Raw genomic sequence first — 25,109 nt, 5'->3', positions numbered from 1 at the left:
ACTAGAATCTTTTAAGCTTTGCTATATTGAGCTACAACTGCTTCAACTGCTGCTTTTTCACGCTTAATCAATTCAACGCGAGCTGCGATATCCTTAATTCCCATGCGGATATTACGGCTAAGGGCAAGGTCAGAAAGTTGTGGTTCATAGAATGCCTTGTATTCTGCCAAGCGTTGCTCTGTTTTAAAGATGTGTGATGGGAAGATGACAAAACTGTCAAAACTCATATCACCACCAAGAGCTGCCTTAATCCAATCCCAGTTTTCACGTGCCCACACCCATACAGTTTCTTGAGTTGCTTGGTGTCCGAGGAATTGGAGATACCATGCTGAAAGGTCCTGTGGTTTCACGACAAATTTGTCCTTCCAAGTTGCAAGCAGTGTTTGGATGTTCTCTGCATCTGTCGCATAAGCAAGGGCTGCTGCCAATTGGCGTTTAAAGGCGGCATCTGTCGCATGAGTATAAAGATCGAGATAAGTTGCGACCAATTCCTTAGTCTCATGGTGTTTCATTTCATTGATGAGAACTTGTGAACGAATAGCTGCTGGAAGTCCTGAAAGATTATCCTTGTGGGCTGCAAAAATTTGGCTAGCAACTTGACTGGCTTCCTCGTCATTTGAACGAATCATCATGGAAATTGTCAATTGACGAACCAATTCATCCTCATCAGATTCACCTTCTTTAGCTTCAAAACCAAGACGATCATAGTTGTAACGAGCCAGTCTAGCAATAAGGGCTTTAAAGGCTTTTTCTGCCTCTGTTCCTTCATCAATGAAGCGTTCAAGGGCTGTAATAACTTGAGAAACTGCAGCAACAACTAGGTAAGATTCTTCTTGTGCCAATTGATCCACTACTGGAAGCAAGTCTGCGTATGAAATGTGACCAGCTTCAGCTAGCAAACGACGTTCTTGAACGATTTGAAGTTTACTTGTGTTATCAAGTTCTACTAATTCTGAAAGAACAGCATCCAATAAGTCGCCTTGATAGTCTGTAATGTAATGTGCTGTATTTTCTGTGTTAAGACGAAGGGCTCCTTTGTTTTCAGCAAGAAGAGCTGCATAACCTGGAATTTCGATGCTCTCAGTTTCGAGAGTATCTGGCAAGCCTTTCCAGTTGCTGTTAAGTGGCACTACCCAAAGACGGTTCTTGTCTTCATGTTCACCGATAAAGAATTGTTTTTGTGAAATCTTCAAAACATCATTTTCAACTGTAGCAGTAAGGACTGGATAACCAGGTTGTTCCAACCAAGAATCCATGAAGGCTGCTACATCACGACCAGATGCTTGTCCGAGGGCGTTCCAAAGGTCACGACCAATGGTATTTCCGTATTGGTGTTTTTCAAAGTAAGCATGCAAACCTTTGGCAAAATCAGCATCTCCTAGCCAACGGCGAAGCATGTGCATGAGACGACTTCCTTTGGCATAAACGATAGCACCATCGAAGAGCGTATTGATTTCATCTGGGTGGCTAACTTCAACGTGGACAGATTGAACGCCATCTGTCGCATCACGTTTAAGAGCGGCTGGCACTCCACTTGTTTGGAAATCTTCAAAGATATTCCAACTTGGCTCGATGGCATCCACACAGACGTATTCCATCATATTCGCGAAACTTTCATTGAGCCAGAGGTCATCCCACCACTTCATAGTCACAAGGTTACCAAACCATTGGTGAGCAAGCTCGTGGGCAATGACGAGGGCTACTTGTTGACGGCTGGCAAAAGTAGAGTTCTCATCCACAACCAAGTAAACTTCACGATAAGTTACAAGACCCCAGTTTTCCATAGCACCTGCTGAGAAGTCAGGAAGGGCAATGTGAAGAGATTGAGGAATTGGGTACTTGACTCCGTAGTAATCTTCGTAAAACTCGATTGAACGAACAGCGATATCCAGTGAGAAATCAAGGTTTGAAAGTGGATGCGCCTTGGTTGAGTATACACCTACCAAAGTACCATTTTTTGTCTTAGCAGTTACCCCTTGCAAATCACCAGCAACGAAAGCTAGCAAGTAAGAAGACATACGCGGAGTTGTCTCAAACTTCCAGATACCAGTCTCTTTACGGTTTTCAACGTCAATCTCTGGCATGTTAGACAAGGCAAGTTCGCCTTCTGCTTGGTCAAATCGAAGAGCTAGGTCAAAGGTTGCTTTGGCTTCTGGCTCATCCACACATGGGAAGGCTTCGCGGGCAAAGTGACTTTCAAACTGAGTCGACAAAACTTCCTTCTTAACACCATCAACTGTATAGTAAGATGGGTAGATTCCTGTCATGTTATCTGTGATTTTACCTGAAAATGCTAGAACCAATTCGACTGAACCAGCTTCTTCAAGTTCGATATGAAGGGCTTCGTTTTCATTATCAACTGTAAATGGACGAGTTTGACCTGCTACTTCAACAGAAGTAATTTCTAGGTCTTTTTGGTGAAGGGAAATACGGTCACTTTTAGCTTGACCAGTAATAGTTACTTTTCCTGAAAACGTCTTAGTCTCACGACTCAAGTCTAAAAACAAATCATAATGTTCAGGAACAAATTTTTCAATATAATGTTCTACTGCTTGCATCATTTTCTCCTATTCTAAATTTCTGAGCAAATGCTCTAGTTCAAACATACCTATTTTATCATATTTTAAGTCAGAAAAAAGCTTTGGACGGTTATTTCCAAAACTTTCTTCCTTCTAGTAGTCTACAGAGGATAAACCTTGCGAAATTCTTCTAAAACAACCTTGCTGTCAGGTGTAAAAGTCAAACCTGCTTCTCCTAGGCAGTCTCTGAAAAAGTCTTCATGAACCTGACGCCAGTAGGCCAATGATTTGTCTCCTTCGCCTTCCTTGTAGGCATGGTCGGCTGAAACCTGATGGAAAGGCTGAACGGAAACCTTGGTAATTTCGACGATGCAAACAGCTTGATCTTGACTGTCTAAAATAACATCAAAAGTTCCTTCTTTGGGAAGGGGGTCGTCCTCTACTGCGTAAAGATCGTAAGCTGAGGCGGTTGCTGTTTTTTCGCCTTTAAAGACCAGATCCGCTAAAAGGTCTGGATCCACTCCAAAAGCCCAGGCATCTATCTCATCTCCGATAGAGGGGTTGATTTGCTTGTAGGCATTCCACATTTCTTGAGGTGTCATAGGTTGCTCCTTTGTATTTTTTTACTTTCTTCTTTTACACGTTTGAGATGGTCTGGATGGTCAATCTCTAAATTAAAAATCTCTGGAATAGAACTGTAGTGGATCATGCATTTGATATCCATTTGATTCATTTTTTGTATGAAAAAAGTATTCAGATATCCTGCTACGGCGAAATCTATCTTTTTCATCCTTGCTTTGTCCTGCATCTGTCTCAGCATTTCTAACATAATGGGACTTTCCATATCATGCCATTGACTGTTCCTCACAGTCGCAAAAACAAAAGAAGTCAAATCATTCATTCCCACTACAATCTTTGAAATACCAGTTTCCAGTATCCTGTCCAAGTCAAAATAAGCTGATGGTAATTCAATCATTGTTCCAACTTTTCCAGTAAAACCATGCTGGCGCAATACTCTAATAGCTTGTTTTAATTGGTCGGCATCATTGACAAAAGGAAAAATAACAGATAGATTGAGATTGGTTTGATAAACTTCCGTAACAACATGTGCTTCAGCATGAAATTCATCCAAACACGCCAGTAAACGCCTAGTTCCTCTATATCCAAATAAGGGGTGGCATTCATCAAAATACTCTTTTGTCCCGTCTAGACTATTTGCTTCTGCATTTGTTAACTCTGAAAAGCGATACCAGACTTCTTCATCTGGGTACAAATGACAAATAGTGTCTAGATAATCTTTTACAAATTGCTGACAACTTGGTAACAGGATGTTTTGGTTGAGCTCTCTCAGCAAGTATTCGCCACGAATCATGCCGACGTGGTGCAATAGTTGTGGGTAAACTTTTTCAACAATTCTTTCGCCACTAAGAGCTAGTTGATTTTGCATGTCCATTCACCTCGTCTTAAGAGATACAATATCAGATATCATTATATGACGCTTTCATCTAGTTCAAAAGCTTCATAAGGTTCAACTAACTCATATCCTAAAAATTCTGCTACTTTTTTAGAAGCCTCGTTATGAGCATCCCAAAGAGGAAATATATCCCTATTTAAACTCTCTAGAATCATTGCAGCACCAAGCTTTTTAGCAAAGCCATTTCCTTGTTCATTTGGTCTAGTTGCAACTTCCACTTCAACTGCTCCACGGTAAACTAACCCTGAGGAAATCCCAGCAATCAGTTCTTTATTTTTAAGAACCACAAAGCCAAATCCACCTTTTAAAGCAAAATCTTGGTAGGACTCAAAATTCCCTTGTAAATCTTGTGACTATTCTTCCTCAGAAAGGCAGTTATAAATACGATTATCAATAGGTACAATATTGTAACCTTCCTCTATATGAGTAACTAGATCATTTAGAAATTCAACTTGAAAATTTGCCTTATCCTTAAAAGAATAGCGAGTAAAAGAAATTAACCCAACTTGCCGATGCAGAAAATCTTGCCACTTAGTGTCTTCTGATATAATAATCTTATAATCTAAACCATATTGCCTAACAAAATCTTCCCAAAATCTAGAATTTAGCTCCCCTGCTAGGTATAGAAAATTCCCAATATCATAAAAGCTCGTTGTCCTATCACTGTTTCGATAAACAGTCCCGATTTGAGATTTAAGACCATAGAGAACCATATATTTCTTCCATGTTTTAAATAGTTCCATTGTCCCTCTATTTTACCTTCCAATTCTTATAGCTTGTCATGTCCAATTCTGGAAATCCTCGTAACTCTGCCTTCACCTTCAATACTAAGGGTGAGGCATTTTCTTGGGTCATCTGCTCAAGAGGAAGCCAAATTGCCTTTGCTGAATCATTGCTTCCGTCAAGAACTTCATGAGGAAGGGATTTTTGAGAGCGTTCTAAATCAAGTACTATATCATAAAAGGCCATGATATGATGTACTGCAAAGTCTTGCCCCTCTTCTTGAACCATTACATCATAAATCCTAGGATTTGAAGAACGGCTAAGAGTATAGCCTGTCTCTTCCAAAACTTCTCTCTTGAGGGTTTCTGTCAACCCTTCACCTGCTTCCTGACTACCACCAGGTAAATCAAAACGATGCTGATAAGGCCCTCTCGTTTTCTCAATGCAGAGTAATTTCCCATTCTCGTAGCAAATGCCATAGACACCAAAGTGATTTTTGATTTCCATATTCCACTCTTTCTAACAATCCAAGATTGATAACTTACCTCATCCTTTAAAAGAAAAGAGGCTATAGATTTCATGTTCCTTGATATACTTCTTCAATATCTCCATATTCTCTTCAATTTTTGCCTGAATATCTGTCTCTTCACACGTTGACTCAGCAATAAAGAGGTGAATCTTCAATAAATCTGTCAAGTATAGCAGACGACGTTCCATTTCTGATTCAAGACTTGAAGCTTGCTCGATTTTTGCAAGCTTTTGCTCCAAGCTATCACCATTTAAAAATCTCTGATGAACTCTCCTTCTTATTTTTTGAGTGGATTCCTCCCCTTGTTTTAATGGGGATAAAAGCAGTTTTTTATAGGCAGACAGCTTATTTTCTGCCTCTCTTTCCATATAGGCCAATAAAACCAGAGAGCTATCAACAAAGGTCCAAGTGTTATAATTCCCTTCAAATGGGACTTGTATGACACTCTCCAATAATTTCTTAGCCATTTTCTCTTGACCATCCAGATAAAGTAGATAGGCCAGATGATTCAGCGACTCGAGATAGTTAACTTGGGTCTTCTTATTCTTTTTAGAGACCAGGTTCAAATACGATACTAACTCAGCTTCATTTTCAACCTCTTCGATTAGTTCTTTCACTTTCATTTCTTTTCTCCTATCCGACTCACTTTGTGTTACTAAGAAAGGCTTTTCTCAGGTCAATCTTACCGAAATAGATATTCTTTCGCTGTTGTTTGGACGCTTGGGGAAAGATAGCGCTCTATCAAGTCACCTGTCCCTACAATATATTCCTCCAGAGGGACATCTTCTCTTTGCTTCCAAAAATTTGAAAAAGCGAAATAGAACTCCAAAAACTCCGTCAAACTTGCGCTGAGTTTGTAGAAATTAGGATATCCAGGAATGCCCGCGTAAACTGGAGAACTGTCATCTTTCATATCACAGAAAAGAATATCGTCTGTATCTGTAGTAGCGAATATCTGGTATTGCCCTTCACTAAATTGAAGAACATCTTGTAGGGCCCAAGATTCGACTGTCCTTGCAGGAGAATCTAATGGCAACAAAACGATATTAAAATTTTGATTAGCAAAAAATAAATCCTCATTGAACACTATATGTTGATAATAATCAAGTAATTCTCCTGTCAAATTGGAAGACTGGATCCTTAATTTTTCGTTTGAAAAACTCACCGATTGGGGAATAAACGTTGTTTCCTCATAGAGTTTAATAATCTTTTTTAATACAGTAACTACTGCCATTTTTCTCACCTCAGTCAATCCTCTTACGTCTCATTTAAGAATTCCAGCCATATCTTCACATCTGAATTTATCTTATGTGCAATCTCACTCCTTATGAGATTCGTTTATTTATAACGGAACTTCATAAATCTAGGAGAGCTAGTCAGAATCAAAAGGCATAAAGCTATCATGCTGCTGATAATAATTCAAAGCATCAACCAAGTCTTGGAGACTTGCATCTGGCTTTTCTTCAAGCGCTACGGTGAGAACATCAATCAACTGCTCTCCATAGTAGACTAGCTGGAGATCTTGCTCCGCTACGTCCATCGGATAGACATCACGGTCTTCCACAACATCTGGATAATCTGATACCCAATATAGGCTATTAATTCTCAGTTCTCCATATTCCTTAGCATAGAGGCAAAAATCATCTGATGATAACTTGTCCACACGCATCTGCTTGATGATCTGCTCTAGTGAAAGTTCTTGGTATTTCCGCATCCCTTCTCCTTATTAGTCTCACTCTTCAACAAAAGAATTCAAAAAATCCTCAAAAGATGGCCATTGACCATACACCTCAGCTTTTTCTTCTAAAACATAGAAGTAAACATTACCATAATCCTCTTCCCTTAGCGAAAGAGCGTAATTACCAGAACCAGGATCATAGGCAAAATGGAGAAGATCTTTGGCCTTAAATCCTGCAGGCACAGCCTCATCGTCAAACCATTTCATAGACTTCCTCATCTCTTCAAGTGAGTCAAAGGAATTGAAAGGAAAGAGGTGATGTTCATCGTGGACACCCCTTACTTGGGGTTGACCACCGTTGTGCTTGAGATAAAAGTCCAACATAGTTTTTGGTAACTTCTTTCCAAGAATCTCCTCAAATTGTAAAAGATCTTCTTTTGAAATCGGTGAATCTGCATCTAGCACTCTAAACATGATTACTCCCTTCAGTTTTCTACAATTATTCCTCTAAAATATTGTCAATAAAGTCATAGACGTTTGCAGCTACTTTTTGCATTTCTAAGGATCCTAAAGCACCCAAGTCATTTTCATAAATGGAATCATCTGCATTTTTCTTGATAAAATAAGCCAAATCTCCCTCTTGACCAATCAAAAAGAAGTCTGGTTCATCTACTTCTATCTGATAGGTCTCATTTCGCTCTAATAAATCCTCCTTAGCATACAAACAAATACCTGAATCTCCAATTTCATAGGGGTCAATCTCTTTCCACTCCGTTAAAAACTGATAGTAGAGATTGGGTAAGACAAATCCAAACTCATCTCTTTTCATAGTTCACCTCCACATATTCATTAAGTATCAACTATATTACTTCAAAGACCAACCACCATCAATAGTGAGAATTTGCCCCTGCATGGCGCTTGCCTTCCCGCTTGCTAGGAAAAGTGTAAGATATGCCACTTCCTCTGGCTCAATCCAGCGTTTGATAGGTGTTTCACTTGCTACCCAGTCTGCCAGACCACCTGGCTCAAAGTCAGCTGCTGTCATACCAGTCTTAACTGCACCAGGAGCAATGCCAAAGACCTGAATCCCAGCTTCAGCATAGTCCAGAGCTAATTGTTTGGTAAAGCCTGCCAAGGCATGTTTGGACGAGGTATATGCATGACCACCTCCGCCTGCTAGACTTGAGGCAATGGAACACATATTGATGATGATCCCTTTTTTATTCTCCAGCATTTGCGTAAGATAATGTCGCGTCAACTCTACTGGTGTCACATAGTTGATTTCAAAAATTTCTTGGATTTCTTGGGCGGATTGTTCTAGTAAAGGTTTGTAGTCATCCAAAACCCCAGCTGTATTGCAGAGAACATCCACCTGAGGACACCGGTCAAAAATTGGTTCCAAGTCAAGCGTTAAATCACGTTGTAAAAAGTGAAAGTCACCCTGTAAATCAGGATTTTCACCCTGATCCACTCCAAAAACCTGATAACCTTTTTCTAGAAAGAGTCGAGCTTGAGCCAGACCAATTCCTGAGCTAACTCCTGTCACCAAAACTCGTCTAGTCATGAACTTCCACCCAATCCGTCGCTAAGACATCACAAGGAGTTGGGCTCCACATAGAAAAACCTTCCCCTTCACCAGATACGTTGATGAGGAAATAGGGTGTCACTTCAAGGGCGACGCCATTTTGCTCGATAGTATCAAAAAGCTGCACATAGTTTTCAGCCCCACCCCAGCCAGTACGTACATATTTCTTTTTTGCCTTTAGTCCTGGCAGGATTTCTTCAAATGTCATGTTTCTCTCCTTAATAGTTCTCTTGTCTTATTATAACAAAAAACCGTTTTTCAACGGCTTTTTGACTGTGATTTCTGAATTGCAAATTCCACTTACGGCAAATCATTCCCTGCTGCGAGGTAAATCTCATACCATTCTTTTCGAGTCAGGTTGACATGACTTGCTTGGCTTGCTTCTATCAAATGTTTAGGGTTAGTTGTTCCTACTACTGCCTGCATCTTGGCTGGATAGCGTAACACCCAAGCGATAGCAATAGCTGATGGGCTTACACTGTATTTTAAGGCTAATCGATTTAGAACTTGGTTTAGTTGTTTGAACTTCTCATTGCCGACAAAATTCCCTTTGAAATATCCGAACTGCAAGACTGACCAGGCCTGAATAACCATGTCGTTTAATTTGCAGTATTCAAAGACGCTACCATCACGCAAAGCTGCCTTGTCACCTTCCATATTGACATGAAATCCTGCTTCAAATCCTGGCGTGAAAGCTGCGCTTAGTTGTAATTGATTGATAGATAAAGGTTGTTTGACCTCTTTCTTCAGTAATTTCATCATCATAGGATTTTGATTGGAGACACCGAAGTCTCGAACTTTACCTGATTTGTGTAGAATTTCAAAGGCTTGAGCCACTTGATCAGCTTCCATCAAGGCATCTGGGCGATGGAGAAGCAAGCTATCTAGATAATCAACCTGCAATCTTTTTAGAATCCCGTCTACTGATTCTAAAATATAATCTTTTGAAAAATCAAAATAGGTAAATTCTTCTATGCGAATGCCACACTTGGACTGGATCCACATCTTCTCTCGCAGGTCAGGACGATTGTTTAACACTTGACCCAGTAATTCTTCGCAACGACCACCACCGTAGATATCTGCCAAGTCAAAGGCATTGATTCCTACAGATAGGGCTGTTTCAACCAGCTCCTCCACTTCTTTGACCGACTTGTCACTGATTCGCATCATGCCTAGAATGATTTCGGACAATTCTCTTTTCTCTTGACCAAATGGAATGTATTTCATGGCAATTTCCTCCGTTTTTCTTCATTATAAAGCAGAATGACACTTTTATCAACTGATACCTTACAAAAGAAAAGAACCAGTTTAAACTGGTTCTTTTTAAATCTTAGCCGATCACACTTCCGTTTGGTACAGCTGGATCAACTGTGAGAAGGGTTAATTTGCCATCATGTTCAGCTGAGAGAATCATCCCTTGGCTGACATATTTTTTCATCATCTTACGTGGTTTGAGGTTGGCAACGATTTGTACTTTCTTGCCGACCAATTCTTGTTCGTTTGGATAATATTTTGCAATACCAGAAAGGATTTGACGATCTTCACCATCTCCAGCATCCAAGCGGAATTGAAGTAACTTATCAGAACCTTCTACTTTAGAAACTTCTTTGACTTCTGCGACACGGATTTCAACCTTGTCAAAGTCTTCAAACTTGATTTCTTCCTTGTTGAGTTTGAGTTCGACTTCATCTGGATTCCATTCTTTCTCGACGGCTGGCTTGTTGCCTTCCATTTGTTCCTTGATATAGGCGATTTCTTCTTCCATATCGAGACGTGGGAAGATTGGTGTTCCTTTGGCCACTACTGTTACACCTGCAGGGAAATCAGCCAAGCTCAAGTTTTCAAGGCTAGAAACTTCTGCTAGACCAAGTTGTGTCAAGACTGCACGACTGGTTTCCATCATAAATGGCTCAATCAAGTGCGCTACAACACGAAGGCTAGCTGCCAAGTGGCTCATAACACTTGCTAATTGGTCACGGTGCGCTTCGTCCTTAGCCAGTACCCATGGAGCTGTCTCATCGATGTATTTATTAGTACGTGAGATGAGGGTCCAGACTGCTTCAAGTGCACGTGGATAGTCAACTGCTTCCATGTAGGTATTGTAGTCATCGATTGATTGTTCTGACACTTGAGCAAGTTCATTGTCAAAGTCTGTAACACCTTCTACATAGTCAGGGATTTGACCATCAAAATACTTGTTAATCATTGAAACCGTACGGTTGAGGAGGTTTCCGAGGTCATTTGCCAATTCATAGTTGATACGACCTACATAGTCCTCTGGAGTGAATGTGCCATCTGAACCAACTGGAAGGCTACGCATGAGGTAGTAACGAAGTGGATCGAGACCATAGCGCTCTACCAACATTTCAGGATAAACGACATTCCCTTTAGACTTGGACATCTTGCCATCTTTCATGACAAACCAACCGTGGGCAATTAAACGATCTGGCAATTTGATATCCAACATCATAAGAAGGATTGGCCAGTAAATCGAGTGGAAACGAAGGATGTCTTTTCCGACCATTTGGAAGACTGTTCCATTCCAGAACTTATCAAAGTTACCATGCTCATCTTGACCGTAACCAAGAGCCGTCACGTAGTTGAGAAGGGCATCCATCCAAACGTATACCACGTGTTTTGGATTTGATGGGACTTGTACACCCCAGGTAAAGGTTGTACGAGAAACCGCCAAGTCTTCTAAACCTGGCTCAATGAAGTTTTTCAACATTTCATTAAGGCGACCATCTGGAGTGATGAAGTCAGGATGTGATTTGAAAAATTCGACCAAGCGGTCTTGGTATTTGCTGAGGCGAAGGAAGTAAGACTCTTCTGAAACCCATTCAACCTCGTGACCTGATGGAGCGATACCACCCGTCACATTTCCAGCTTCGTCACGGAAAACTTCCGCAAGCTGGCTTTCTGTAAAGAATTCCTCATCTGATACTGAATACCAACCAGAGTATTCACCTAGGTAGATGTCATCTTGAGCTAGCAAGCGTTCAAAAACTTGCGCTACCACTTTTTCATGATAGTCATCTGTGGTACGGATAAATTTATCATATGAGATATCCAGTAATTGCCAGAGTTCTTTAACTCCAACTACCATGCCATCAACATAGGCTTGAGGCGTGATGCCAGCTTCTTCTGCTTTTTGTTGAATCTTTTGGCCATGCTCATCAAGACCAGTCAGATAAAAGACATCGTAGCCCATCAGGCGTTTGTAACGTGCTAAGACATCACATGCGATAGTTGTGTAGGCAGAACCGATATGAAGTTTACCAGATGGATAGTAAATCGGTGTTGTAATATAAAAATTCTTTTCAGACATAATATTTCCTTTCCAGGCTAATGAAACCTGTTTTTCTAACACTTCATTATACCACATTTTTAGTGATTTTCGATAGAGAAATCCATACAAAAAACAAGACAGACAAATGTCTATCTCGTTTTTTATCTTTTAAATTATTCATAGCGAAGAGCTTCGATAGGATCCAGCTTAGAGGCTTTATTGGCTGGTAGAACACCGAATATCATACCGATACCTGCTGAGACCGCTAAACTAAAGAGAGCTATTGGGATGGATACGCCAACTTCGATTCCTGCAATCATATTTTGAAGAAGAACTCCTGCAAGCATGGTCACCCCTGCAGCAAGCAGAAGACCGATGACCCCACCTAATAAGGTTAAAATCATGGATTCAATCAAGAATTGAACCAGTATATTAGCCCGTGTTGCTCCTAGTGCTTTACGTAGACCAATCTCACGGGTACGCTCTGTCACCGAAACAAGCATAATGTTCATAACACCGGTACCACCAACAAAGAGGGAAATCCCAGCAATAGCACTAATAATCGTTGTTATGAAGCCAAAGAGTTGTTGAACTTCTTGGAAGGCGGCAGACGCATCTGCAACTTGATATTCCCCTTGTTGAAGACCTGCAATCTCTGTCATTCTTCTTGCCAACTCTGGTCCTAAAGTCTGGGTTAAGCTAGTATCATTGACACGGAAGACAATATTTGAAATCTCATCTGTGTTAAAATTAGCTGCTAAGGAAATATTGGTCGTAATTGGTAGTCCTCCGACTCCAAATGTTTTCGCAGCCTTAGCTTCTTTACTTGCATAAACACCAATAACACGGTAACTGATTTCATTTACTTCAACAATTTGGTTGAGTGCTTCTTGTGCTGAACCAAAAAGGCTATTGGCTAGTTCTTCATCTAAAATGATCACGTTTGCAAAATCCTTATAATCTTGCGCTCTAAGACTTCGACCTGCAATGATTTCATTTTCGACCGCATCCATATAGGTGACATTCCCACCCGTCATGTTAGCGTGTTCGACCTTTTTATCCTTATAAGTCAAGGTCACATTGGCTGAGTTGGTCACATAGTAGCTATCCACTCCCTTGAGCTTAGCAGCTTCCTTAACCCAAGCTTCTTGTGGTTTTGGAGGTTCAACAAAAACATCTTCCTCTTTACCAGACAGGGTTAGAGCAGATTGCTTCTGGGTGAAGGAACCGTCCTTGCTCTTGGTAGGTGAGAAAAAGACATGAATGTCCTTCTGAGACTTGGTCATATTTTTATTGACCTGGCGAGACATAGAGTCACCCAAGGCCATGATAACGACAACGGAGGATACACCTATGATAATCCCGATCATGGTCAAGAAAGAACGCATCTTGTGGGCCATAATGGATGAAAAGGCAAATTTCAGATTCTGCATCTTAGTTTTCCTCCTTTTCTACGAGACCACTATCAGATGAAATGACGCCATCACGAATGACAATCTGACGCTTGGCGTAAGCAGCGATTTCAGGCTCATGCGTAACCATAATGATGGTTTTTCCTTCTTTATTTAATTCAACTAAGAGTTGCATAATCTGATTTCCAGTTTTAGTATCCAAAGCTCCAGTAGGCTCATCTGCTAAGATGATTGAAGGATTGTTGACCAATGCACGCGCAATGGCAACCCTTTGCTTCTGACCACCTGACAACTCCGAAGGTAAATGATGGCTACGCTCGGTCAGTTCAACCTTTTCCAGATATTCTTCTGCTAATTTGCGACGTTTTGAAGCTGAAACTCCAGCATAAATCAAGGGCAATTCTACGTTTTGAAGAGCATTAAGCTTGGACAAGAGAAAGAATTGTTGAAAGACGAAGCCGATTTCCTGATTTCGAACCTTGGCTAATTGTTTTTCACCCAAACCAGCCACTTCTTTTCCATCTAGAAAATACTGACCACTTGTAGGGGTATCCAACATACCAATAGTATTCATGAGGGTAGACTTCCCTGAACCAGATGGTCCCATGATAGCCACGAATTCTCCCTCGTGAACTTCAAGGTTAATGTTTTTGAGAACTTGAAGCTCTTGATCACCATTTCGATAACTACGGCAGATATTTTTGAGGCTAATTAGTTGCTTCATCAGTCTTCACCTCTTTTCCTTCTTGCAAGGAAGCTGTCGGATTACTGATGACTTTTGCTCCATCTGTCAGACCAGATGTGATTTCTTGGTTTTCTGCATCTGCATTGCCCAATCCAACTTCAACTTTTTTGGCCTTTTGATTTTCATCAAGAATCCAAACATAGTTTTTATCTTCTTCCATGACTACGCTCGAGATTGGAACTATCAATGCTTTACTAGTACTTTTCACTTCGACACTGACTGTAAAGCCCTGTTTCAAGTCACCGATTTCACTAGTTACATCGACTGTATATGGGTATTTAGAACCTGTGTTTGAACCAGCTAAGCTACTGCTTGCTTCACTGTTATTTTTTGGATAATTTGAAATATAGCTAATCTTACCATTCCAAGTTTTATCTGGGTAAACCTTGGAGGTGAAAGTGACTTCTTGACCGACAGAAAGGTTTGCAAGGTTGTACTCAGAAAGCTCTCCCTTGACCTGCAAGTTATCGTTACTTACAATATGCACCAAAACTTGACTATTTCCTGTTGGAGATTTTGAAACGTTACGATTTACTTCTACAACTGTTCCTTCTACCGTACTCAAAACCGTAGCAGCATTCAACTGGGCTTGAGCTTTTTCGAGTTGCGCTTCTGCATCTGCACGCACATCACGAGCGTCGCTGATTTGAGAATCAATAGCAGCTGTGGCAGAACCTGATGACTGAGCTGGCGCTTGGCCAGTTGCTCCTTCTAGACCTGCTTGCGGAAGGCTAGGTGTTGCTGCGGCGGTATTTCGAGACTCATTCAGTTCATTGATATGACGGTTAGCTTTAGCAACAGCACGACTGGCAGCATCATAGGCAGCCTGGGCTTCTGTGCTACTATACTTGACAAGAGCCTGTCCTTCGCTGACCTGATCTCCAACAGAAACCAAGACCTCGTCCAAGTCACCCTTGCTTGCATCATAATAAATGTATTGTTCATTCTGAGCAGTAACACTCCCCGATAGGAGAACTGAAGATGCCACAGCCCCCTCTTTAGCAAGGACAATCTTAGCAGTTTCATCTTTTGCTGCACTTTGGTTTGGTTGTCTTAACAGAAGAACAGCAGCTGCACTCACTACAAGAACTGACGCCACTCCAATAGCAGTAAATAAAGGCCATTTCTTAGCTTTTGACTTTCTTTTCATAGCAATACCCCTTTTATAAATATATATGTTAAGATTATAGCACATATCCTAAAAATGGACAATTTATTTCTCATTATCCAAAAACATTTGCTAAATCTTTTATTGTTGTATTAGTTATATAATACACTTTCTTTTTTATTTTTGCAAGCATTTTCTTAAAATTTTTAAGCGTAGCAGATTTTTGCATTGACTCCCAAAAAAAGATAGAATATGACTAGAAAACAAATAAAGGAGCTTTCTATGAGAGAATATGATATTATTGCTATCGGTGGAGGTAGCGGAGGTATTGCTACCATGAATCGTGCTGGTGAGCATGGTGCTAAAGCGGCAGTTATTGAGGAAAAGAAATTAGGTGGAACCTGTGTCAATATTGGCTGCGTTCCTAAGAAAATCATGTGGTATGGAGCTCAAATCGCAGAGAGCATCCACAAATATGGACCTGACTATGGTTTTACAAGTACTGGTAATGAATTTGATTATGCAACACTTCGGAAAAATCGTGAAGCCTATATTGATCGTGCTCGCTCTTCTTATGGTGGAAGCTTCAAGCGTAACGGAGTTGATTTGATTGAAGGACGCGCCGAATTCGTTGATGCTCATACAGTCAGTGTCAATGGAGAGTTGATCCGTGCTAAACACATCGTGATTGCAACTGGGGCCCATCCTCATATCCCTGCCATTCCTGGTGCTGAACTGGGTGGTAGTTCTGATGATGTCTTTGCTTGGGAAAAGTTGCCAGATTCTGTAGCCATTCTGGGTGCTGGTTACATTGCTGTCGAATTGGCTGGCGTGCTCCATACTCTTGGTGTACAGACAGATTTATTCGTCCGTCGTGAGCGTCCACTTCGTGGATTTGATAGCTATATTGTTGAGAGTCTAGTTCAAGAAATGGCCAACACTGGATTAAACCTCCACACCCATAAGGTTCCTGCTAAACTTGAAGAAACTGAACAAGGCATTACCATTCATTTCGAAGATGGTAGTACTCATACTGCCAGTCAAGTTATCTGGGCAACTGGTCGCCGTCCAAACGTTGAAGGACTCCAGCTAGAAAAGGCAGGCGTTACTCTCAATGAACGTGGTTTCATCCAAGTTGACGAATACCAAAACACAGTCGTTGACGGTATCCACGCTCTTGGCGATGTCACAGGTGAAAAAGAACTGACTCCTGTTGCTATCAAGGCTGGACGTACCCTATCCGAAAGACTTTTCAACGGTAAAACCAATGCCAAAATGGACTACACTACTATTCCAACTGTAGTCTTTTCACACCCAGCTATCGGAACTGTCGGTCTGACTGAGGAAGAAGCCATTAAAGAGTATGGACAAGAAAACATCAAAGTCTATACTTCAAAATTTGCTTCTATGTATTCAGCAGTTACCAGTCACCGTCAAGAAGCTCGCTTCAAGCTCGTTACAGCTGGTGCAGACGAAAAGGTCGTTGGCCTTCATGGTATCGGCTATGGCGTCGATGAAATGATTCAAGGTTTTGCAGTTGCTATTAAGATGGGAGCTACAAAAGCTGATTTTGACGCTACAGTTGCTATCCATCCAACAGGATCGGAAGAATTTGTGACCATGCGTTAACAATTTTAAATGAGATCATCTCGGTCATTCAGATTGAAGAAAAAGTCTATTTTGGACCATTTTCTTCAATCTTTTTCTTTTATTAGAGCAAATTAAAGAACTCTTCCCCATCAGGATTCCTAAGTGTTTACACTATATGCTAGCCAAGCTCCATAAGTGTAATCTGTATTCTAAAAAAATCCTAGCCGACTTTTTTGTATCAATCGGCCGTTACAAATTTGTAACCTTTGTTTTAAAAATAGGTTGACAATTATGTTTCTTAAAGTATAATAGTTACTATAAATTACAAAAGAGGTTAACTATTATGAAAAAAGCACATATTTACGCTATTCCAGCTATCGGGGCTGCTCTGATTGCAGTATTAGCCCAAATCAGTATCCCAATTGGACCTGTACCATTTACTCTGCAAAACTTTGCTATTGGTCTCATCGCTACTGTTTTTAGACCAAGGGAAGCTGTTCTCTCTGTAGGACTGTATCTTTTGCTTGGTGCTATTGGACTTCCCGTTTTTGCTAGTGGTGGAGCTGGTTTCCATGTTTTAGTAGGACCAAGCGCTGGTTATCTTTGGTTTGACTTAGTCTATGCAGGACTTGCATCTTATCTAACACACACAAATAGTGGTGTTGTACGTATTTTCCTAGCCAATCTCTTGGGTGATTCCCTTGTCTTTGTTGGTGGTATTCTCAGCCTCCATTATCTCGCTGGTATGCCTTTTGATAAGGCACTGACTGTCGGTGTGCTTCCCTTTATCATTCCTGATCTTGCAAAAATTATTGCCATTAGTTTTATCGGACGACCACTCCTTCAACGTCTTAGTAATCAACCCTACTTTTCACATAAATAAAGAAAGAAAGGAGGTCGGGAATTTTCTCCCAACCTCCTTTCGTCTGTTTTTTTATGATTGCTTATTGATTTTTGAAGGCATCGACCATCACTTGAAACTCTTCGTTTGAGAGGGTGATTCCTTTCCCCATCTTAGTGTGGTCTGGACTCCAAGCACGAATGTCAAACTTTGCTGGTGCTCCATTAAAGCTGACACGATTGATTTCCTTGGTCCAACCTTTTTCATTCTCTGAGAGTGTGAGTAAGTGTTCTTCGATTTCAAATGTAAATTCTGCCATTGTATTCTCCTTTTGATTGTCTTCACTTGATTATTCGTAAAATCTTGTAGATTTTTTTAAAATTGTATATAATGTTAAAAAGAAGGGAGGCTCCGATGAAAGATTTATTTAAACACATTCAACAAAAGTTCCAAAGCTTTCTCGACGGGCGAGAAGAACCAGATCATTCCAAAGCCGACTCCCTGACAAGTACCATTAAAGAGGCGCTCCTAAAAAAAACTGCTGTCCACATTATTTTTTCTGATACAAGTTTTACAGGGGATATCATCAAATATGATAAGGACCGCCAGCAAATTATCGTTAAAAATTTTGCAAAAAATGTGACACGCATTATTCGAATCCCAGATATTCAGAAAGTGAGTTTTGTTCCCTCAACCGTCCAAACTGCCCAAAAAAATCGATTTAAGAAAGAGTGAGATGAGTTTTCTTCATCTCACTCTTTTCTATTAACGAATTTGTTCAAAATGAAGGTGAACAGCAATGTGTTCTCCGTAACCACTTCTCTCTAAATCACGTTGCAAACGGTAAGAGATATAGTGTTCAGCAATGGTAATGTAGCCTGCGCCAAGCAAGCGATGCTCAACCATTGATTGAATCATGCTGATTGTCGCACGCTCCACTTTTGCCTCTTCTAGATCCAAGACAACCTTTTTAGTTACCTGAGCTAGATTTTGACGTAAATCATCTGTCAAAACATAAACTGTTTGAGCAGCTTTGAGAATAGCTTGATAGATTTTATCTGGATCAAAGTCGGCAACTTGTCCATCACGTTTAATGACTTGCATAGGCTTCTCCTTTTAGTTTGTATTTTCTTTAATGTTTGCTAACATTTTGGTTTCTTCTGCTGTTAATTCGTAATGTTCCAACAAATCTGGTCTACGCTCATAAGTTTTTTTGAGACTTTCATAGAGACGCCATTGACGTATATTTTCATGGTGTCCACTCATGAGCACATCCGGAACTAACATTCCACGAAAATCATAAGGTCTTGTGTATTGAGGATATTCAAGAAGGCCCGATGAAAAGCTATCATCTTGGTGACTAGTTTCCTTCCCAATTACTTCTGGTATCAAGCGAACCGTCGCATCAATCATGGTCATTGCTGCCAGTTCTCCACCAGTTAGAACATAATCACCAAGGGAAATCTCATCTGTTACCAAGGTCTTAATGCGTTCATCATAGCCCTCGTAGTGACCACAGATAAAGATGAGTTCCTCTTCTTGGGCTAAATCTTCAGCATAAGCCTGGTCAAACTGCTTACCTGCAGGATCCAAAAGAATCACGCGCGGATTCTTCTTTTGAATAGCATCAAAGGCATCAAAAATCGGTTGCGCTCGTAGCAACATTCCTTGACCGCCACCGTAGGGTTCATCATCGACATGACGGGCCTTTTCAGCATATTCACGAAAATTATGATACTGGATATCTAAAAGCCCTTTTTCACGAGCTTTCCCAACGATGGAATGTTCTAGAGGCGAGAACATCTCTGGAAAGAGGGTTAAAATATCAATCTTCATCGTCTAACCCTTCTAAGAGTTCTACATCCACACGCTTATTAGGAATATCTACATTGAGGACAACTGGTGGGATATAGGGTAAGAGCAGATCCCGTTTCCCCTTACGCTTAACTACCCAGACATCATTGGCACCTGGTTGCAGAATTTCCTTGATGGTTCCAATCAAGTTGTCACCCTCGTAGACCTCTAGTCCAATAATCTCGTGATAGTAAAATTCACCCTCATCCAGGTCATTAAGGTTTTCTTCTGCAACCTTCAAACTATAGCCCTTGTATTTTTCGATATCATTGATGTGATACATATCCTTAAATTTGATGATATCAAAGTTTTTATGCTTACGGTGACTTGCGATAGTCACTGTTTTAACAAATTGATCCTTCTCATCAAATAAGGCAAGCTCTGCACCTTTTTTAAAGCGTTCTTCCGAAAAATCCGTCACAGATAAGACCCTCATCTCACCTTGTAAACCTTGTGTATTGACGATTTTTCCAACGTTAAAATAGTTCATTTGATCTCCTGTAATTTCCTTATCTCCATTTTCTTCTTACAATTTTTTAATAATATCTACAATTTTTTCTGATTCAGACCACTGTAAATAATGATGACTTCCACCTAGAATAAGTCTAGTCTTAGAAATCCAATATTCTGATTCTCTGTACTCTTTTTCTCTATAAGCCTGACAAAAAATAAATACAGGGATGCGATCCGTTATTGACACATCCTCAAAATCTTCCTTGGTGATCTCAACAGATACCTGAAATCCCGGAACTTGACATTCCAACTCTGAGCCTTTTTCTTGCATTAATTCCCATATCTCTTTATTAATTTCAGGGATAAAGGTGGTTTGAGTTAAGTTCTTAAAATAAAGTTCAGGACCGAATTCTTCAATCAGTCTCATTTGCTTTTCCATTTCTGGATAAGGATTCTTCGAAAAATCAGCAAACATTACTTTTTTAGTTGTCGGTTCAATCGCCACTAAAGCTTGACAATTAAAATCTTTGTTCATCAATTTGCAAGCTAAGATTCCACTCAAGCTATGAACACAAAGTACATAATCAGAAATATTTAGTTTTTTAAGAATTTCATAAACTGCATCTACAAGATTGTCCAGATTTTTTCCAGCTAGGTTCTGAATCGAACTCCTACCTGTGTTTGGAAAATCAATTGTCAAATAACCAATTGTGGGAGGAAGTTTTTCAAGTATAAGTGAAAAATTTTCATAACTAGGTAGCAAACCTGCGCCACTTAAACAAACTAGCACTTTCTTTTGCTTTTGATAAGTAACAGAGAGACTACCAATTTCTGTAGATACTTCAAACCTCTTCATAAAGAAACCACTCATTCTATACAATGATTTATTATATACCCTTACCCTTTATTTTATCATGTTCCAGGGATTTTCACAAGTTGGAGAAAAGAGCAACTATGGATGGTTTCCTGCTAAGAAGCCTTCCAAATCTTGTTCATGTTGATACTTGATGGCTGCTTTTTTGTCTTTTTCAAAAATGGTCTTCGTTAGGTCGATATGGTTGATAGCTGCAATTGCCACTGTGTAGTGAATGATATCTGCCAACTCCTTTGCCAATTCCTCGTTTGAATCTTGGACACCCTCTTTTCTACCTGAACGTCCATTTAAAACCTCAGCGACTTCTCCAACTTCTTCAACTAGTTTTATAAAAAGTCCTTCTTCTGTTCTAGATTGTTGATAATGGTCAAGTAAGTATCCCTCTAGTTGTCTAACTGTTAAATCCTTCATATCCTTCTCCTTGCAAAAAAAGCGAGACCTTGTCCCGCTTTTCTTATTTTTCGTCAATAACGATTCTTACTTTTTTGTCTTCAGTTGGGACAGAGTAGACAATCGTTCTTATCGCAGAAATAGTGCGACCCTTACGACCGATTACACGACCCACATCGCTCTGGTCAAGATCCAAATGATATTCCAAAAATTCTGGTGTATCTTCAATCTTGATAGTTAAGGCATCTGGTTGTGAAATCAAAGGTTTCACAATTGCAATAATGAGATTTTCAATCGTATCCATCTGTCAACCTACTTTAAACTTATTTTGAGAATTTAGAATCGTGGAATTTCTTCAATACGCCTTCTTTTGAAAGGATGTTGCGAACTGTATCTGAAGGTTGAGCTCCATCAGCCAACCATGCCAAAATACGGTCTTCTTTCAAAGTTACTTGGTTTTCCTCAACAAGTGGGTTGTAAGTTCCAACTGTTTCGATGAAACGTCCGTCACGTGGTGAACGTGAATCTGCTACGTTAATACGGTAGAAAGGTTTTTTCTTAGAACCCATACGAGTCAAACGGATTTTTACTGCCATTTTTAATATCTCTTTTCTTTTATTTTTTATTTCGGTGAAATAGCTAAGCTATTTAGCACATGTTCTATTATAACAGATTTCAGAACGGTGTCAAGAAAAAAACTTGACAGACTTTAAAATTTTTAAATTTTTTAGACTAATGGGGATAAATTAGAAAGAAAAAATTAACTTCTACACCTACAAAGCTTATTCTGACAGACTTTATAACAGTCTAAGAAAAAAAGCAGAGATTCATACAGTATCTAGATTTTCCAAAAATTCTTTATCATCAAATATTATTAACAAAACTATCCATACCAAATCCGATGCATTGCTTCAAAGAATTCTTTAGTTGTTTGACTAGCGAGGTCCTTAATTAAAAAATTTTTTCAAATAATTGCCTCATTGACACATAAATTCTTGCTTTCTAAATTTAAGTGTGATATATTTATAACATAAAATTTAAATGTTATATATTTATAACACGAAAAAGGAGTCTATCATGAAAAAAAGTCAAAAAATGCGTGGCCTCATTGCAATGATTGCCGTAGCTCTCTTTATTGATTTTATTGTTTTATTTGGTTCTAATCTTAGTTGGGAACCCAAGTTAGTTATTACTGGTATTTCAGTGTCAGGTCAAATTATAGCTATTTGGAGCTGGCTACATATGAAACCACGGCCTCATAAGAGTCAGAAAGATAAAGGGAAGATTATTTTTGACTTGTCTGCTAAGCTTTACTCGATACTTATTTTTGCAGCAAGCATTTTTTATACAGTAGGGATTTGGGTTGCGACCCCAAGCGTAAGTTCTGGTATTAAAGAATGGATTTTGGGAATTGGCCTCGTTATTGAAGTGATTGTATTTGGTTTTTTCTGTTTGAAAAATGTCAAGGAAACTCCGGACGAACGCTTTTATGCTAATTTAGCCAAGGCAGCTAGCTTGATGTTTGTTTTTATACTAGGTGCACTGACGATCCTAGCAGTTATCATTGGGTATATGGGGTCTCTCACTCTTTACATGGGCCAGATCTTTATTAGCATAGCTGCCTTGATTTGCATCTTTGCGGTTGTCTATCTTATCTTGGAACGGAGAGGATAAGCATGTCCAAAGAAAGCAATATTATTACTAATCTCAAATCTGTTCGTGAGTCCACAGGCATGACCCAGCAGGAGTTAGCCGACCTCATCGGCATGCGACGCGAGACAATTCTGCACTTGGAAAATAACCGTTACAATCCTTCGCTGGAAATGGCTCTTAAAATTGCTCAAGTTTTTAATCTGAAAGTAGAAGACCTCTTTGAACTTAGACAGAAAGAGGAATCATAATTCTTTTCGAGACCTAGTATTAAGTTCATTGCTTCATTAGGAATTGAAGCCAAAAGAAAAATCCTTTGAAAATATACTCATTTAAAATATAGTAATTCTTATGGAATTGACGCACCAAAACACTTAGAAACACTTGTTGAAAAAGACTATGCTACAATTGAAACAGCCTTTGACTCGCTTAACCATCTAAATGCTACCATAAAAAAGAATATTCTTAAAAAGAAGGGGGTTACTGGGCTCTACAAAATGAAGGCTTCTGACTTGAATCAAGCACTTCATGATCATATTTCAGAAGAGGAATTAACTAACTGCTTTTCGATTCGTGGCTATAAACTAACTCCAAAAGGTGAACAAGCTCTCAAAGACCATCAAGCAATCATTGACCGCCATCCTAAAAAGAATCTTTAATCAACCAATACTGGTTGATTTTTTTGTAATTTTTTAAAATACTTACAAATCATTACAATTATTGACAAATACTTATAAAAAGAGTATAGTATTAAAAAAAGGAGGAATTCCTATGTACCAAGCACAAAGATTAGAAGAAATCATAAAACTTTTAGAAGATAGAGGAAGTCTATCGGCAAGAGAAATGGTTGACTATTTCCAAGTATCCAAGGATACTATCCGGAGAGATTTTTCCATTCTTGCAAAGGAAAAGCGAGCGCAACGAACTCACGGAGGTTTGTTGCCAATAAAAAAACAAGTAATTCTTGGTTTTCAAGGTCGAGCAGAACAGTCTTCTAAAGAAAAAGCGAAAATTGCTCATTTAGCTACCCAACTCATTTCTGATTCACAATTAATTTTCTATGATGTTTCAACAACTGTACTTGAGTTAGCAAAAATAACAGATAAAAAAGTTACTATTTTCAGCCATTCATTGGATAATGCACTGGTCTTAGGAGAAAATGAAAATGTCGATTTTAACATTATCGGTGGACGATTTCATAAAAAGAATCGTTTCTATTACTCATTAGAAGAATCCGAATCTTTGAATAGAATTAAATTTGACTTAGCATTTTTTGGTGCAGCTAGTCTTTCAGACGGACAAGTTAGTTTTGAAGATCAAGAAGATGTTCTAATGAAAAAAAGAGCATTTAAAACCAGTAAAATTCGCGTCTTGTTAGCTGAAACCAGCAAGATAAACAAACACACTCATTATATTCTTTCCGAACTTACTGATTTTGATTATTGGATTACAGACAAAGAACCCGACATAGAAATTCAACAATCTTTAGATGGTAAAACAACTATTCTATTTTAAAAAGGAGAAACATATGTCAGTAATAAAGTTAATCATAAGTGATATCGATGGTACCATTTTAGACCAAAAGCACCAATTAGACTCTCATTTACTAGAGCTTATGCCACTTTTAAAACAAAGTGAAATTCCTTTTGTTCTAGCTTCTGCTCGCTCTCCTCTTGGTATAGCTCCAATTTCGAAAGAACTTGGAATCACAGATTTTCCAATTGCAAGTTATAATGGTGCTCTCATTAGTACAGGAGATAAAATTCTGAGTCAGCATACTATTAATAAAAAGGAATTACTCTTACTACATGATTTTTTAACAAAAGAATTTCCGACAGTTTCAATTAATGTTTATTCTGGAAAAGATTGGTACGTCAATACTTTAGATAAATGGGTAGAAATTGAAGCACAGATTACTGGAGAGAGCCCAAAAGTTACTTCACTAGCAGATTTTCTTCAGGAAGAAAAGAATCTTATTCATAAACTTTTACTAATAGATAACGCAGCTACCATCCAGAAACTTAAAGAGACATTAGCAACCATGGATTTCCCTCAAACTGACTTTTACCTTTCGAAGGATAACTATCTAGAAGTTACACATAATCAAGTATCCAAAAAACAAGCTTTATTAGAATTAGCCAAGTATTATCAACTTTCACTTTCTGAAATTATGACTATTGGAGATAATTATAATGATATTCCAATGATTGAGACTGCTGGACTTGGTGTTGCAATGGGAAACGCACCTACAGATGTCAAAACTTGCGCAAATACAGTAACAGATTCTAATGATCAAAATGGGGTAAGTAAGGCCATAAAATTGTATGTACTATCGGAATGATCACAATTGAATATTTGAAATCCACTTTCAATTAGGGTACAATGGTAGAAATGA

At 39.2% G+C, this 25,109-nt stretch carries 32 protein-coding genes and 1 pseudogene; 8 read left to right on the top strand and 25 right to left on the bottom strand.

What is annotated here, in order from left to right:
* Nucleotides 1-11: 11 nt before the first annotated feature.
* The 17 genes and pseudogenes from ADH81_RS07680 to ADH81_RS07600 form a co-directional block, all read right to left on the bottom strand.
* A complete protein-coding gene (locus tag ADH81_RS07680; protein WP_049527879.1) occupies nucleotides 12-2,558 on the bottom strand; it encodes a M1 family metallopeptidase in 2,547 nt (848 codons plus the stop codon).
* A gap of 122 nt (nucleotides 2,559-2,680) precedes the next feature.
* On the bottom strand, nucleotides 2,681-3,121 hold the full coding sequence (locus tag ADH81_RS07675) for an ASCH domain-containing protein (protein ID WP_049527877.1): 441 nt from the start codon (nucleotides 3,119-3,121) through the stop codon (nucleotides 2,681-2,683).
* A complete protein-coding gene (locus ADH81_RS07670) occupies nucleotides 3,118-3,966 on the bottom strand; it encodes a putative PEP-binding protein (RefSeq protein ID WP_049527876.1) in 849 nt (282 codons plus the stop codon). Before ADH81_RS07670 ends, ADH81_RS07675 begins: the two co-directional genes overlap by 4 nt.
* Before the next feature lie 41 nt (nucleotides 3,967-4,007).
* Nucleotides 4,008-4,736: pseudogene (locus ADH81_RS07665) on the bottom strand (GNAT family N-acetyltransferase).
* Between the two features lie 7 nt (nucleotides 4,737-4,743).
* The gene (locus ADH81_RS07660) at nucleotides 4,744-5,223 is read right to left on the bottom strand and encodes an NUDIX hydrolase (RefSeq protein ID WP_049527874.1); all 480 of its coding nucleotides are present in this window, start codon (nucleotides 5,221-5,223) and stop codon (nucleotides 4,744-4,746) included.
* 39 nt (nucleotides 5,224-5,262) lie between these two features.
* Nucleotides 5,263-5,868 (bottom strand): DUF6707 family protein, encoded by a 606-nt coding sequence (locus ADH81_RS07655; RefSeq protein ID WP_049527871.1) that lies wholly within the window; start codon nucleotides 5,866-5,868, stop codon nucleotides 5,263-5,265.
* A 59-nt stretch (nucleotides 5,869-5,927) separates the two neighbouring features.
* Nucleotides 5,928-6,479, bottom strand: coding sequence for a hypothetical protein (locus ADH81_RS07650; RefSeq protein WP_239682094.1), 552 nt, complete (start codon nucleotides 6,477-6,479; stop codon nucleotides 5,928-5,930).
* A 138-nt stretch (nucleotides 6,480-6,617) separates the two neighbouring features.
* The gene (locus tag ADH81_RS07645; RefSeq protein ID WP_049527865.1) at nucleotides 6,618-6,959 is read right to left on the bottom strand and encodes a DUF7716 domain-containing protein; all 342 of its coding nucleotides are present in this window, start codon (nucleotides 6,957-6,959) and stop codon (nucleotides 6,618-6,620) included.
* A gap of 18 nt (nucleotides 6,960-6,977) precedes the next feature.
* Nucleotides 6,978-7,397 carry an SMI1/KNR4 family protein gene (locus tag ADH81_RS07640; RefSeq protein ID WP_049527862.1) on the bottom strand — a complete coding sequence of 140 codons (420 nt, stop codon included), beginning with the start codon at nucleotides 7,395-7,397 and terminating at the stop codon, nucleotides 6,978-6,980.
* Between the two features lie 25 nt (nucleotides 7,398-7,422).
* Complete coding sequence (locus ADH81_RS07635) at nucleotides 7,423-7,752, bottom strand: hypothetical protein (RefSeq protein ID WP_049527860.1); 330 nt, start codon at nucleotides 7,750-7,752, stop codon at nucleotides 7,423-7,425.
* Between the two features lie 36 nt (nucleotides 7,753-7,788).
* Complete coding sequence (locus ADH81_RS07630) at nucleotides 7,789-8,487, bottom strand: 3-oxoacyl-ACP reductase (protein ID WP_049527858.1); 699 nt, start codon at nucleotides 8,485-8,487, stop codon at nucleotides 7,789-7,791.
* Nucleotides 8,480-8,716 carry a DUF2829 domain-containing protein gene (locus ADH81_RS07625; protein ID WP_000141913.1) on the bottom strand — a complete coding sequence of 79 codons (237 nt, stop codon included), beginning with the start codon at nucleotides 8,714-8,716 and terminating at the stop codon, nucleotides 8,480-8,482. The genes ADH81_RS07630 and ADH81_RS07625 overlap by 8 nt, the downstream gene beginning before the upstream one ends.
* Nucleotides 8,717-8,808: 92 nt before the next feature.
* Entirely contained in the window at nucleotides 8,809-9,735 is a 927-nt protein-coding gene (locus ADH81_RS07620; RefSeq protein WP_049527855.1) for an aldo/keto reductase, read from the bottom strand.
* A gap of 103 nt (nucleotides 9,736-9,838) precedes the next feature.
* On the bottom strand, nucleotides 9,839-11,836 hold the full coding sequence (metG, locus tag ADH81_RS07615; RefSeq protein WP_049527852.1) for a methionine--tRNA ligase: 1,998 nt from the start codon (nucleotides 11,834-11,836) through the stop codon (nucleotides 9,839-9,841).
* Nucleotides 11,837-11,970: 134 nt separating this feature from the next.
* Entirely contained in the window at nucleotides 11,971-13,230 is a 1,260-nt protein-coding gene (locus ADH81_RS07610) for an ABC transporter permease (protein ID WP_049527850.1), read from the bottom strand.
* 1 nt (nucleotide 13,231) lies between these two features.
* Nucleotides 13,232-13,933: an ABC transporter ATP-binding protein gene (locus ADH81_RS07605; RefSeq protein WP_045615203.1), complete on the bottom strand. Its 702-nt coding sequence runs from the start codon at nucleotides 13,931-13,933 to the stop codon at nucleotides 13,232-13,234.
* Nucleotides 13,917-15,104, bottom strand: a complete 1,188-nt coding sequence (locus ADH81_RS07600; protein WP_049527847.1) for an efflux RND transporter periplasmic adaptor subunit — start codon at nucleotides 15,102-15,104, stop codon at nucleotides 13,917-13,919. The genes ADH81_RS07605 and ADH81_RS07600 overlap by 17 nt, the downstream gene beginning before the upstream one ends.
* A 240-nt stretch (nucleotides 15,105-15,344) precedes the next feature.
* On the opposite strand from ADH81_RS07600, the gene gor reads away from it, so the two are divergent.
* The gene (gene gor, locus ADH81_RS07595) at nucleotides 15,345-16,691 is read left to right on the top strand and encodes a glutathione-disulfide reductase (protein WP_049527844.1); all 1,347 of its coding nucleotides are present in this window, start codon (nucleotides 15,345-15,347) and stop codon (nucleotides 16,689-16,691) included.
* A gap of 304 nt (nucleotides 16,692-16,995) precedes the next feature.
* Complete coding sequence (locus tag ADH81_RS07590) at nucleotides 16,996-17,535, top strand: biotin transporter BioY (protein WP_049502989.1); 540 nt, start codon at nucleotides 16,996-16,998, stop codon at nucleotides 17,533-17,535.
* 61 nt (nucleotides 17,536-17,596) lie between these two features.
* On the opposite strand, the gene ADH81_RS07585 is transcribed toward ADH81_RS07590, so the two are convergent.
* Nucleotides 17,597-17,812, bottom strand: a complete 216-nt coding sequence (locus ADH81_RS07585) for a YdbC family protein (protein WP_000807425.1) — start codon at nucleotides 17,810-17,812, stop codon at nucleotides 17,597-17,599.
* Between the two features lie 95 nt (nucleotides 17,813-17,907).
* Here ADH81_RS07585 and ADH81_RS07580 point away from each other — a divergent pair, with 95 nt between their 5' ends.
* A complete protein-coding gene (locus ADH81_RS07580) occupies nucleotides 17,908-18,228 on the top strand; it encodes a hypothetical protein (RefSeq protein WP_049527842.1) in 321 nt (106 codons plus the stop codon).
* 30 nt (nucleotides 18,229-18,258) lie between these two features.
* Here ADH81_RS07580 and ADH81_RS07575 read toward each other — a convergent pair whose 3' ends face one another.
* From ADH81_RS07575 to rpsP, 7 genes are all read right to left on the bottom strand, one after another.
* Nucleotides 18,259-18,597 (bottom strand): ATP cone domain-containing protein, encoded by a 339-nt coding sequence (locus ADH81_RS07575; RefSeq protein ID WP_001196044.1) that lies wholly within the window; start codon nucleotides 18,595-18,597, stop codon nucleotides 18,259-18,261.
* Between the two features lie 12 nt (nucleotides 18,598-18,609).
* The gene (gene trmD / locus ADH81_RS07570; protein WP_049527839.1) at nucleotides 18,610-19,329 is read right to left on the bottom strand and encodes a tRNA (guanosine(37)-N1)-methyltransferase TrmD; all 720 of its coding nucleotides are present in this window, start codon (nucleotides 19,327-19,329) and stop codon (nucleotides 18,610-18,612) included.
* On the bottom strand, nucleotides 19,319-19,837 hold the full coding sequence (gene rimM / locus ADH81_RS07565; protein WP_049509146.1) for a ribosome maturation factor RimM: 519 nt from the start codon (nucleotides 19,835-19,837) through the stop codon (nucleotides 19,319-19,321). Before rimM ends, trmD begins: the two co-directional genes overlap by 11 nt.
* Before the next feature lie 36 nt (nucleotides 19,838-19,873).
* Entirely contained in the window at nucleotides 19,874-20,656 is a 783-nt protein-coding gene (locus tag ADH81_RS07560; protein ID WP_049527837.1) for an alpha/beta fold hydrolase, read from the bottom strand.
* Between the two features lie 96 nt (nucleotides 20,657-20,752).
* The gene (locus ADH81_RS07555; protein WP_049527834.1) at nucleotides 20,753-21,085 is read right to left on the bottom strand and encodes a MazG nucleotide pyrophosphohydrolase domain-containing protein; all 333 of its coding nucleotides are present in this window, start codon (nucleotides 21,083-21,085) and stop codon (nucleotides 20,753-20,755) included.
* Between the two features lie 43 nt (nucleotides 21,086-21,128).
* Nucleotides 21,129-21,368: an RNA-binding protein KphA gene (gene kphA / locus ADH81_RS07550; protein ID WP_000379617.1), complete on the bottom strand. Its 240-nt coding sequence runs from the start codon at nucleotides 21,366-21,368 to the stop codon at nucleotides 21,129-21,131.
* A 19-nt stretch (nucleotides 21,369-21,387) separates the two neighbouring features.
* Nucleotides 21,388-21,660, bottom strand: coding sequence for a 30S ribosomal protein S16 (rpsP, locus tag ADH81_RS07545; protein WP_004253064.1), 273 nt, complete (start codon nucleotides 21,658-21,660; stop codon nucleotides 21,388-21,390).
* A 481-nt stretch (nucleotides 21,661-22,141) separates the two neighbouring features.
* On the opposite strand from rpsP, the gene ADH81_RS07540 reads away from it, so the two are divergent.
* From ADH81_RS07540 to ADH81_RS07520, 5 genes are all read left to right on the top strand, one after another.
* Nucleotides 22,142-22,738: a hypothetical protein gene (locus ADH81_RS07540; RefSeq protein WP_016465640.1), complete on the top strand. Its 597-nt coding sequence runs from the start codon at nucleotides 22,142-22,144 to the stop codon at nucleotides 22,736-22,738.
* Nucleotides 22,739-22,740: 2 nt separating this feature from the next.
* A complete protein-coding gene (locus ADH81_RS07535) occupies nucleotides 22,741-22,965 on the top strand; it encodes a helix-turn-helix transcriptional regulator (protein WP_049527828.1) in 225 nt (74 codons plus the stop codon).
* A 261-nt stretch (nucleotides 22,966-23,226) separates the two neighbouring features.
* Nucleotides 23,227-23,373 (top strand): hypothetical protein, encoded by a 147-nt coding sequence (locus tag ADH81_RS11480; RefSeq protein ID WP_239682093.1) that lies wholly within the window; start codon nucleotides 23,227-23,229, stop codon nucleotides 23,371-23,373.
* 112 nt (nucleotides 23,374-23,485) lie between these two features.
* Complete coding sequence (locus ADH81_RS07525) at nucleotides 23,486-24,229, top strand: DeoR/GlpR family DNA-binding transcription regulator (RefSeq protein WP_049527825.1); 744 nt, start codon at nucleotides 23,486-23,488, stop codon at nucleotides 24,227-24,229.
* Between the two features lie 13 nt (nucleotides 24,230-24,242).
* Entirely contained in the window at nucleotides 24,243-25,055 is an 813-nt protein-coding gene (locus ADH81_RS07520) for an HAD family hydrolase (protein WP_049527823.1), read from the top strand.
* Nucleotides 25,056-25,109: the final 54 nt, after the last annotated feature.

This window comes from Streptococcus pseudopneumoniae (genome assembly GCF_001072925.1).
In the GTDB taxonomy this organism is placed as follows: Bacteria; Bacillota; Bacilli; order Lactobacillales; family Streptococcaceae; genus Streptococcus; species Streptococcus pseudopneumoniae_Q.
The sequence above is the reverse complement of the archived record's forward strand: the minus strand, read 5'-3'. Positions and strand labels throughout refer to the sequence as shown.